Source organism: Bacillota bacterium (genome assembly GCA_012837285.1).
Classification (GTDB): Bacteria; Bacillota; DTU030; order DUMP01; family DUMP01; genus DUNI01.
This window is the reverse complement of the sequence record DURJ01000125.1, coordinates 1-10849: the sequence shown is the minus strand read 5'-3', so window position 1 is coordinate 10849 and position 10849 is coordinate 1. Positions and strand designations below refer to the sequence as shown.

Here is a 10849-nt window from a genome sequence, read left to right as displayed (position 1 = left end):
CTTCCCGAACCGAAGCCGGCATCAAAGCTATAGCTGGATGGTCACCATGGGTACCCCAGCGAGCTTGCATTATGTCTGCTTGAGCCGGTGATGTAGGTAGTCCTGTACTGGGGCCGTAGCGTTGCACGTTGACAATTACACAGGGAATTTCAGTCAGGGCCGCAAAGCCGATGTTCTCTTGCTTTAAGGAAAAACCGGGGCCTGAAGTGGCAGTCATAGCTTTGAGACCGGCTAAGGAGGCACCGATTACAGCACCCATGCTGGCGATCTCGTCTTCCATTTGAATAAACTTACCACCGAACTTAGGCAGTTCTTCTGCCAAACCCTCGGCTATTTCAGTCGACGGTGTAATTGGATAACCGGCAAAGAAACGCACTCCGGCCGCAATAGCTCCATATACACAAGCTTCATTGCCGGAGAGAAGCCGTGCTTTACATTCAGTCTTTGTTGCCATGGGTTCTCCCTCCTACACTGATGGCGTAATCAGGACACCTTAATTCGCACAAGCCGCAACGAGTACAAGCCTTCGGATTGGCTGCAAAAGCTTTGCCGTCCTGGCGAGCCACCAGTACTTTTGCCGGGCAAAAGGCAATGCAGATACCGCAGCCTTTACACCACTTCTCGTTAATACGGATCAGGGTCGCTTCTTCAGTCATGGTTTGTCACCCCTGTTTCTTTTCAGGTCTTGTTCCTAAGATCCGTTAAATAACAACGGAACATGTTTAATGAACCTTGATCAATTCGATACCTAAGTTCTATTATCTCCATTTCTTTTGCTTTCTCCATCGTGTTTAACACTTCTGCTGTTCGGCCGGCAGTTACAGCTACAGCATCAGCCAGGACCAGAACACTTGCCAGCTTTGCGCCAGCTTCCGTGGTGGGGACGATGATAAGATCATCTATGCCGGAGTCATGGAGGGATTCCTTCACGGTAGCGGCAAAAGCTTCGGTGCTACAGACCAGAGCCAAGGTGCTGTTTTTCGGCAGTCTAGCAATACGAACAATGGTCTCCAATTCCAGCCCTAAGGCAATTCCTAGAATAGGTATGGCAGAGGGTTGTATTAACTCTTGCAACTTATCAATTTCAAGGAAAGTGGTCACTATTAAGTCATAGGATATCAAGCTCTTTCTTGCCGTAGCAGGATCGTCCTGTATTTCGTTCAGCAAGAACGGCACGGTTTTTATGCCAGTCTGGGGGACGAGCTCACGTTGAAAATATAAAGCCTGCTCCATAGATGTTCCTATGAAAGCAACATGTACAGTCCCCAAGGATTCTTTACGTTCCAGTGCCCTGGTTGTAGCCAACTTCAAGAAATCATCGGGACCAAATCCTAGCGCAGCTGCTTCTTCAAGCGCCAAGTCAACAACTTTTAGCAGGCGTCCTTTACGTCCGGTCTTTTCTTTTTCTGCCTGTTCTCCAGCAACAAAAGTGCCCCGGCCCTGCAACGATACCAGCAAACCGTCCGCCTCTAATTCTTTGTACGCAGCGCTAACCGTGTTACGGCTAACCCCTAGAATATTGGCCAGCTCGCGCTCAGTTGGGAGTTTGAACCCCATCTCCCATACTTCAGCAGAAATTAGGCTGCCAATTTGCTGCTTGATTTGAATATAAAGCGGCACACCACTCTTTAGATCTAGTTCCAGGGCTAGGTTTTTAGTTGCCATGTTTTCACACCTCAAGACTTCTGGCACTATCTTTCCATGGAATAATCAATAGTGCCAATAAGGTCAAATAACTCTTCAAACATACAGCCAAACAGGTTACCACACAGCTTCCAGGTCCAGGTATCACCACACAGGTAAGTTTTTGCCGTGTCACTTGGCCAGTGAGCCTGTCCCTAGCTGAAATACCATGAGAAAAAATGTCCAAGCTATCCGGTATGGAGGAACGATCATGAGTAGAGACAGTCTCCAAGTGCCACAAAACACGATTATGGTCTCAGTTGCATCACCTCATCTTTGGAATGGCACCATAGATAGGTCCATAGTCCATTAGCACCAATAACACATATTCTCCATTGGCAGCTAAAGTCCTGCCTATTACCGCTTTCAAGTCAATGCTTTTATTCGGAAATACCCACGGGCAAGGTAATTTGAACAGGCTGATCATAGTCGGTAACCATTAAGGTAGCTGTCAGTCGGTTCTCATCCGAACCATTGTTACTACCAATAAGCTGCAATTGCTTCACTCGGCAACTGGGGTACTCAATCCAGCTTTCCAGGTAGAAGTCGTTAAAAAAGATCTCCCAATAAGGATTAGCAATACAATCCAACTTAGCACCAAGCTGATAGACTGACTGACCATGTAACCGTCGCCGTGTTATCAGTGTAAAGTCCGTCGCTGCCAAGAAGTCTGCAATGGGACTGGTGGTAAACAAGACGGCTTCGGTAACCAAGCTGGGGGCAGCAGAGGCCCGCTTCCAGCGTTTGTCCGCCGGGTCAAAAAAGAATAGTTGGCTGTTAACGTGATAGAGCTCGAGGTCGTAATCATAACTGCTCCCTTTAAGATGGTAAGTGTTTGGCTGTAGAAACTCGCCGCTAACAGCGGCTACCTTCTTGTCTTGGCCGTCAATAACAGTCTGAACCGACAGTTCGAATCGATAACTGGAGGTCTGAGCCAATTTCACTTGAGCTCGTTGGGCAACATAATTCGGGTCTATTGGCTTCGACTGAAGCAGGTAAAAACATAAGAACAAAATAAAAGCGGCAGTTGTCAAGAATATGGTGAAGGCTTTGTGGTTTAAATCCAGATGCGGGCGCATGTTCTTTTCCCCCTCCTGGAACAGTGTATTGCTAAAGAGGAAGAATTTAGAACCGGCATCTTCTTCTTAATGCTTCTACGGCGGCGTTATTAACTGTACAGGCGCCCAGATTGCGACCAACGAGGTTATTGCCGTGAAAATCGCTGCCGCCAGTACAAACAAGGTTCCTTTTTGGGGCTATGTGTTGCAACACCGCTGTTACCTGATCAGAGTGATCAGGATGGAAAACCTCAATACCTTGCCAATCAAGTTCCAACAATGTTTCTAGCGACGATGGATCGGACAGGGTGCCAGGATGTGCTAATACAGCTGCGCCTTTGCTCTGATGAACCAGTTTTATCGCTTGCAGAGGGGTCAGTTTGTATCGAGGAACATAGGCCGGGCGGCCCTGCTTCAAGTAGCGGTCAAAAGCTTCTTGGACCGATTGCACATAACCGACGTTAACTAAGGCCCGGGCAATGTGGGGCCTGCCCACAACATCCCCTGCCAAATGGTTTCGAATTTGATCCCAACTAAGAGGCAAGCCGAGGCTCTGAAGTCGTCGTAGTATTTCAACAGCCCGCCGGTGACGGGCTGCGCGCAACTGTCTTAACTTGGCCGACAAGGCACCTCTCTGAGGCTGAATGAAATAGCCTAACACATGTACTTCAGTGCCCTTGTGCTCAGTGCTAAGCTCTATCCCCGGTACGATTTGAACACCGCAGAGCGACCCGGCAGCTTGGGCCTCCCTTAAGCCGTCTACGGTGTCGTGGTCAGTCAAGGCAATGGTTGAGAGGCCTAAAGATGCTGCTAAGGCCACAATGTTAGTAGGGGTATATTTGCCATCCGATGCCGTGCTATGAACGTGCAAGTCGGCCATGGAATCCACCTTTTGACCTCCTGCGTAAGCTAGTGATATCACCGGTCCGCCGACTGTAGCAGCACTAGTCAATCCAAAGCTAACGTTCGATACAAGCGCTCGATATGGAAAGTGCGCCCAGTTACAGGATCAATGTCAGCCCAAATACCCATTATGTCCACGTCACCGGTCGCTACATTAAAGCGTGTTGGCAGTTGGGTCATAAAACGCTGGATGATTATTTCACGATCTACGCCTAAAACTCCATCACGGGGGCCGGTCATACCTATATCCGTTATGTATCCAGTTCCTTGAGGAAGAATACGATCATCTGCTGTCTGTACGTGGGTGTGAGTACCAAAAACCATACTAACTCGACCGTCTACATACCATCCGAAGGCAATCTTTTCGGAAGTAGCTTCGGCATGGAAATCAATAATTACCATGTTGGTCTGCTGCCTTATTTCCGGTAACAATGAATCAATAAGTCTAAATGGGCACTCTAGGGGTTCAAGAAATGTGCGACCAGCTAGGTTAACCACGGCTACCCTAAGGTCATTTTTCTCCCAAACAGTCCAGCCGTGGCCGGGAGTACCGGGAGGATAATTAGCTGGGCGCAGCAGCTGCTGTTCTCGCTCCAACACCGGATAGATCTCCCTTTTGCTCCAAATATGGTTGCCGCTAGTTATGATGTCTACTCCCGCTCCCCATATTTCCTGGGCTACACCCTCAGTTAAGCCAACGCCACCGGCGGCATTCTCCCCGTTGGCAATAACCAGATCTAGATTCAGTTCTTGCCTGAGTTCGGGCAAGGCGGTTTTTAGACCTTCCCTCCCTGGCCGTCCGACAATATCACCTATGGCTAGGACACGCACCTCCCGCCCTCCTAACATTTGCCCGTATTATTTTGACCACCAGAGACCATTCCAGGTGGCCAAAAAGCAGGCTGGGAACAAGCCTACTTGGCATATTCCACAGCCCTTGTTTCTCGGATTACGTTAACCTTGATCTGTCCGGGATAATCCAACTCGGTCTCTATTCTATGCACAATATCTCTGGCCAAGCGCACAGCACCCAAATCATCAATCCGATCAGGCTTAACCATAATTCGCACTTCACGGCCTGCTTGGATGGCATATGACTTGTCGACCCCTTCAAAGGAATCGGCAATGTTTTCTAGAGTTTCCAGACGCTTAATGTACGCCTCTAAGGTCTCACGTCTGGCTCCGGGACGGGCGGCTGACAAAGCATCGGCAGCCTGAACCAAAATGGCTTCCACTGTTTGTGGCTCTATGTCACCATGATGGGCAGCTATGGCATGTACCACCTCGGGGGACTCACCGTACTTCCTAGCCAAATCAGCTCCAATGGTTACGTGGGGTCCTTCCATCTGGTGGTCGACAGCTTTGCCAATGTCGTGAAGAAGGCCGGCTCTTTTCGCCAGGGTTACATCGGCTCCCAATTCGGAAGCCATGATACCGGCCAGGTGACTCACTTCCATGGAGTGTTTAAGCACGTTTTGGCCGTAGCTGGTCCGGTATTTCAACCGTCCCAACAGCCGGATTAGTTCAGAATTGACATTATTGGCCCCGGTTTCGAAAGCGGCTTGTTCTCCTTCCTCGCGAATTCGATTGTCAACTTCTTTCTTAGTCTTTTCAACCATCTCTTCAATGCGAGCGGGATGTATTCTTCCGTCCGCAACAAGCTTTTCCAAGGCCACCCTTGCTATTTCCCGCCGAACAGGATCAAATCCAGAAATTATAACTGCTTCCGGAGTGTCATCAATTATGAGGTCTACACCGGTCATGGTCTCCAGGGCGCGGATGTTTCTACCTTCCCGCCCGATAATGCGCCCTTTCATTTCGTCGTTGGGTAAAGTGACTACAGATACTGTCGCTTCCGCCACATGATCGGCAGCACAGCGTTGAATAGCTTGGGTGATAATGTCGCGAGCGCGTTTGTCTGCTTCTTCTTTGGCTTCAGTTTCAATGTTCTTGATGAGCATCGCCACTTCATGGCGGATCTCGTTTTCTACGTTAGTCAAGAGGAGAGTACGCGCTTCCTCTGATGTCAAGCCGGAAATACGTTCCAGTTCACGTAATTGCTCCTGGTAAGTGCTTTCCAGTTGTTCTTTGATGGCTTGAGCAGATTTTGTTTTCTTATCCAGGAGCTCTTCTTTCTTTTCGATGCTTTCTAACTTGCGATCAAGGGTTTCTTCTCGCTGAACTAGCCGTCTTTCCAGACGCTGAAGTTCGGACCGACGTTCTCTGTTTTCCCGTTCTAACTCTTGGCGCATGCGATGAGCTTCTTCCTTGGATTCCAGCGAAGCTTCACGCTTTCTGGCCTCTGCTTCTCTTTCCGCTTCTTCAACAATGCGCCGAGCAGCTTCTTCAGCTGAAGCGATTCGGGCTTCAGCAATATACTTACGTGCGGCATAACCTATAAGAAATGCCAGCAATGCAATGCCAACAGAGAAAAGTACTATTTGGTTGGTACTGATAACATTTCACCTCCTTGATGTAAAAGAAGCCGAGTGCAACCTCGGCTGCAGGTGTGCCATACTATTTTGTAGATTGCATTGGGTGGATTTGGCTCTTTATAGCTAAGCATACCCTAGCCCACGAGTTTATTGTAAGTTATGGTGTTCATATTGTCAAGAAGCACCATTTAGGCTTCGGTAAGCTCGCGCAAACATTTAGTTACACATTCAAAGCCAAAACCACGACGCAAAAGAAATGATCCCAGGCGAGACTGCTTTTTATAAGCATCTGGCTCAGACATGGTTGCCAGTTTTGTTCGAGCTTCTTCCAGACAAAGTCGGTACACACTGTCAGCATCAATGGAGCTCAGAACCTCTTCTATTGTTTCTGGGGCAATACCTCGCGTGTGCAGACGAAGCCGAATCCTTTTAGGGCCGAGCTTTTTCACCTGGAGGCATTGTTCCACTTCGCGTTTCGCTAACTCGTTATCGTTAACATAGCCATACCTTTCTATCAATTTCACCGTCTCTTGGGAAACCCCTTCACTAAAGCCCTTTCGCTCTAGTCGCCGGGTCAATTCCACACGGCTGTAAGGCCGGCGGCTCAGCAACCTAAATGCATAGCTTTTGGCGGCAGTCAGCGAATCAGGCTCTTCAGTAGGCACGGTCCTGAACATCGTTACTCCTCCAGTGAGTCACTGTTGTCCGATGGTTTTGTCTTCACCGGAGTGAGGTCAAAGGTTTCGCGTATTTTTTCTTCAATTTCCTGGCACATGGCGGGATTATTACGCAAAGACTCACGAGCGTTATCTCTACCTTGCCCAAGGCGTTCACCTTCATATGAATACCAAGCTCCGCTCTTGTCTATAATTCCTTGTTGGGCACCGAGTTCAAGGATATTGCTTTCGCGCGAAATACCTTCTCCGTAGATAATATCGAACTCAGCTTGTTTAAAAGGCGGAGCCACCTTGTTTTTTACCACCCTGACCCTTGTCCTGGTACCAAACACTTCATTTCCGCGCTTTAGCGATTCGAGTTTTCTAACATCTAGACGAACGGAAGAATAGAATTTGAGAGCTCTTCCGCCGGTGGTTGTTTCTGGATTGCCGAACATAATTCCTACTTTTTCCCGGAGTTGGTTAATAAAAACGACAATTGTGTGAGATTTGCTTATAACCCCGGCCAGCTTGCGCAGCGCTTGAGACATAAGGCGTGCTTGAAGACCAATGTGTGCATCGCCCATATCCCCCTCGATCTCGGCTCTGGGAACCAAGGCAGCTACTGAATCCACTACGATGATGTCCACAGCTCCACTTCGCACCAGGGCTTCGGCTATATCCAGGGCCTGTTCCCCGGTATCTGGTTGGGAAATCAAAAGGTCATCGGTATCGACTCCCAGGTTGTGAGCGTATACGGGGTCAAGAGCGTGCTCGGCATCAATGAAAGCCGCTGTGCCCCCCAATTTCTGTGCTTCAGCTACCATATGCAGAGCGACCGTAGTCTTCCCTGAAGACTCAGGGCCGAAGACTTCCACAATCCGCCCTCGGGGAATGCCGCCAATACCCAATGCAATATCGAGGCTCAAGCAGCCGGTGGGTATCACGTCGAAGCTCATTTTTTCGGCAGCTTCACCTAAACGCATTACTGCTCCTTTGCCAAACTGTTTTTCAATTTGATGTAGAGCCATTTCCAGCGCTTTTTCCTTCTCCAACATCTTAGGCCCCCTCTATTGTAATTTAAATGTTGCCAGCGGCTTATACAGTGGACCGTGAGACTTAAGAATACTCTCGTACAAAATGATGCGGTTCACCGGTAGAACCAGGTTTTCGGCTGGAAAAACCGGCCGTGTTACCTCTGACGGTTGACGAAGACGGCCAAGGGTCAAATGGGGTGCAAAAGGCTTGTTTTCTGAGGGAAAGCCCAGGTTGCTCAGACTTCTGTCTAGATATTGCTGTAATCGAGCTAGTTGTCCCGCATCGTCTTTTAGACCCAGCCAGAGCACACGGGCGCGCCGTAGATGCGGGAAAACGCCAGTGCCGCTCACAACAAGGGTGAAGGCCGGATGTCCGACCAAAGCCGACCGGGCAGCTGACACCACCTGATCCAGCTGGGTAGGGACTACTTCACCTAAGAACTTCAGCGTCAGGTGCAAGTTTTCCTCCTTTACCCATTTTACATTATGAACCGATTTCGACCACAGCTGTTGCCAGTGGGCTATCTTGGCCCGTACATGGTCCGGTGGCGTCACAGCGAAAAACAAACGCATGGTATCACCTATCTTTGACTAGTAATACAAAATTGACCTGCTTTTCCTCTGTTGTTATGGGCAGGGTACCTTGTACCGGTTCTCTAATTATGGTATTACAGTGCGGATCAATTCGAATCGGTTTTCCCGGGGATAAAGACTGATCACATCTACTGCATCCAACGTCGGCTCCGATCCGGTGGTATCTACATAAAGAAGAGATGCCGTCAGGGGCACTTCTTTCTCACCCAGTAAGCCTCTAAGTCCAGCCCCACCTGTAGTGCCAGCGTTCACCAATACCGTTCCACCCTTACTTTCCACCATGTTTATATGAGTGTGACCAGTAAGGATCAGAGGTATCTGACCTACAAGCAACTGGGCTGTTCTGGGATCATGAACTGCTAAGATAAAAGGCTGCTCATTGCTTGTCTGAAGCCAACTTTGAATCAGATCCGCCTGAATTGATATCTGTTCGGATGAAGACGGTGCGATAGCATCAGTCCAAGACGCTGGATCCCTGGAGCCTATCATTCGGATACTACCTGCCTTGGTTGATCCATCAAGCAATACTAAGCCGGGTATCTTGGCGACGCTTTCGGCCACGGCAGGAGAGTCGTGGTTACCCAGCACGAGATAATAGGGGGTTCTGAGTAAGGAAAGACGACTAAAAAGAGCCTCTTCCAGCGGAGTACCAAAATCTGTTAGATCGCCGGTGTCAATAATAATATCTGGTGCCAGGTTGTCACAAATATCAAGAATAAAGTCGATAGCTTGGGGATTGTTATGCAAATCCGAAACATGAAGGATTTTGAAATCGCGGTCAATCTGTTCCAGCGGGAGTTGGGTCGTCGCTTGTGCCATTACTTGGCGTAAGTTACGAACAAAAATCTTGGCGGTACTGCCGAGAGCATTCCAGTTATGCCATGCGTTTTGAGCTAATCCCAGCACCCAAGGAGCACCTGCTAAGGCTCCCCGGTAAACGGGGTTGACGAGCGCTTGAGGATTGTAGGTTGCGGCAGTTATGATCATTACCATGAGCACTAAAAGAATACCCGTGATACTACCCTGAATAAGATCGCGCCGGCTTCTTCTCACCCAAGAACTTCCCCAGGCACCGCCTAGAGCCGCTACGATAGTTGCCCGCAGCAGTAACTGACCCAGGAGCTGCCACTTAATAGCTGCCAAAGTTGTAAGAAGCACGTCTTTGGAATCGGGAATGCTTAACAGTTGTTGCAGACCATTGAGGTCAATGCTCTGCAAGTTTAAGACCAAACTAAAAGGGGGCAGGTGAGTTTTGGCTTCCACTGATCCTATCGGAGGTAGCTCAAGCCTAGTGTATCCCAGACCTGGTGACACCTGTAAAGAGAAACGGAAAGCCGCCAATTGGTGACTGACTGATGGACTGGCCACGGAAAGGAATACAAGCGCCCCCACCACAGAGCCAAGAAGTAACATTACTTCCTTCCGTTTCATTTTGTCGCCCCTTAGCTAAATATTGGGCTCCAATAGTCTTTCTCTGATCAAATTCAGCAGTGCCTGTGCCGCCCTCTGCTTGATAATCTTCCTAGCGCCACTCCACTGATAGCGACGGTATCGTGTGTCGGCATTGTCGGCGACAGCGACATATACAAGTCCAACTGGCTTTTCTGAAGATCCACCCCCGGGACCGGCTATCCCGGTGACGGCTGCCCCGATGTCTGCTTGAGCAAGACGCCTAATGCCATGAGCCATGGCTATGGCAACTTCACAGCTTACGGCACCATGCCGGTGTAACAGTTCTGTCGGCACCTGCAGAAGACCTGTTTTCAGTTCATTGCTATATGAAATAACCCCGCCTTGGAAATAAACAGAGCTTCCAGGCACATCGGTTAGCCAATTGGCTGCTAGGCCCCCGGTACATGATTCTGCCAGTGCTAGAGAAAGGCTGTGCTGAGATAGGAGTCTACCTAGCACTGCTTGCATGGTATCTTCGTCCCGAGCAAAAATATACGGGCCTAAGCGAGCGTATAGTTTGTTCTCCAGTGACTGCAGCAGATTGTCAGCTTCCGCCTGAGAAAAAGCTTTTGCCGTAAGGCGGAATTGGATCTCGGTTGGCTTGGCATATGAAGCTAAGGTAGGGTTAGTACTACCTACTAGATCCTTAACTTGTTCCTCGGCCTGAGATTCGCCAATGCCGTAAAGCTTAAGAATCCGCGACTTTATGATGGTTTGTTTTTCTCCCAAGAAAGCGGTTAGACGAGGAAGTACATGATTTTCGAACATCGGCTGCAGTTCAAACGGTGGACCAGGAAGGATGCCTACTACCCTACCCTGGCGCTCCAGCCACACGCCGGGTGCAGTGCCGTTGGGATTCGGAAGAGCTAGTCCTCCCTTAGGCAGCAGTGCTTGCTTAATATTATTGTCAGTCATGTGATGACCGCGTCTAGAAAAGAAGCATCGAATTGTCTTCAGCGAAGACGAATCTAAAATCAATTCTAAACCCAAAAACTCGGCCACAGCCTCTTTAGTAATATCATCTTGAGTAG

General features: G+C 49.1%; 12 protein-coding genes. All 12 read right to left on the bottom strand.

Going from position 1 to position 10849, the window contains the following annotated elements; genetic code table 11:
- Positions 1-454 (bottom strand): 2-oxoacid:acceptor oxidoreductase subunit alpha (locus GX016_07455; GenBank protein HHT71393.1); only part of this gene is annotated, 454 nt, incomplete at its 3' end.
- On the bottom strand, positions 438-656 hold the full coding sequence (locus tag GX016_07450; protein ID HHT71392.1) for a 4Fe-4S binding protein: 219 nt from the start codon (positions 654-656) through the stop codon (positions 438-440). The genes GX016_07450 and GX016_07455, both read right to left, overlap by 17 nt.
- A 22-nt stretch (positions 657-678) precedes the next feature.
- The gene (locus GX016_07445) at positions 679-1665 is read right to left on the bottom strand and encodes a GntR family transcriptional regulator (protein ID HHT71391.1); all 987 of its coding nucleotides are present in this window, start codon (positions 1663-1665) and stop codon (positions 679-681) included.
- A gap of 398 nt (positions 1666-2063) precedes the next feature.
- On the bottom strand, positions 2064-2762 hold the full coding sequence (locus GX016_07440) for a hypothetical protein (GenBank protein HHT71390.1): 699 nt from the start codon (positions 2760-2762) through the stop codon (positions 2064-2066).
- Between the two features lie 46 nt (positions 2763-2808).
- Positions 2809-3630 carry a PHP domain-containing protein gene (locus GX016_07435; protein ID HHT71389.1) on the bottom strand — a complete coding sequence of 274 codons (822 nt, stop codon included), beginning with the start codon at positions 3628-3630 and terminating at the stop codon, positions 2809-2811.
- A gap of 59 nt (positions 3631-3689) precedes the next feature.
- Entirely contained in the window at positions 3690-4475 is a 786-nt protein-coding gene (locus tag GX016_07430; GenBank protein HHT71388.1) for a TIGR00282 family metallophosphoesterase, read from the bottom strand.
- An 83-nt stretch (positions 4476-4558) separates the two neighbouring features.
- On the bottom strand, positions 4559-6100 hold the full coding sequence (rny, locus tag GX016_07425) for a ribonuclease Y (protein ID HHT71387.1): 1542 nt from the start codon (positions 6098-6100) through the stop codon (positions 4559-4561).
- A gap of 167 nt (positions 6101-6267) precedes the next feature.
- Positions 6268-6756, bottom strand: a complete 489-nt coding sequence (locus GX016_07420; GenBank protein HHT71386.1) for a regulatory protein RecX — start codon at positions 6754-6756, stop codon at positions 6268-6270.
- Between the two features lie 2 nt (positions 6757-6758).
- Positions 6759-7793, bottom strand: coding sequence for a recombinase RecA (gene recA, locus GX016_07415; GenBank protein ID HHT71385.1), 1035 nt, complete (start codon positions 7791-7793; stop codon positions 6759-6761).
- Positions 7794-7805: 12 nt separating this feature from the next.
- Entirely contained in the window at positions 7806-8345 is a 540-nt protein-coding gene (gene thpR, locus GX016_07410) for an RNA 2',3'-cyclic phosphodiesterase (protein ID HHT71384.1), read from the bottom strand.
- Positions 8346-8432: 87 nt separating this feature from the next.
- On the bottom strand, positions 8433-9797 hold the full coding sequence (locus GX016_07405) for a metallophosphoesterase (GenBank protein ID HHT71383.1): 1365 nt from the start codon (positions 9795-9797) through the stop codon (positions 8433-8435).
- A gap of 15 nt (positions 9798-9812) precedes the next feature.
- On the bottom strand, positions 9813-10849 hold a 1037-nt coding region (locus GX016_07400), incomplete at its 5' end, for a competence/damage-inducible protein A (GenBank protein ID HHT71382.1).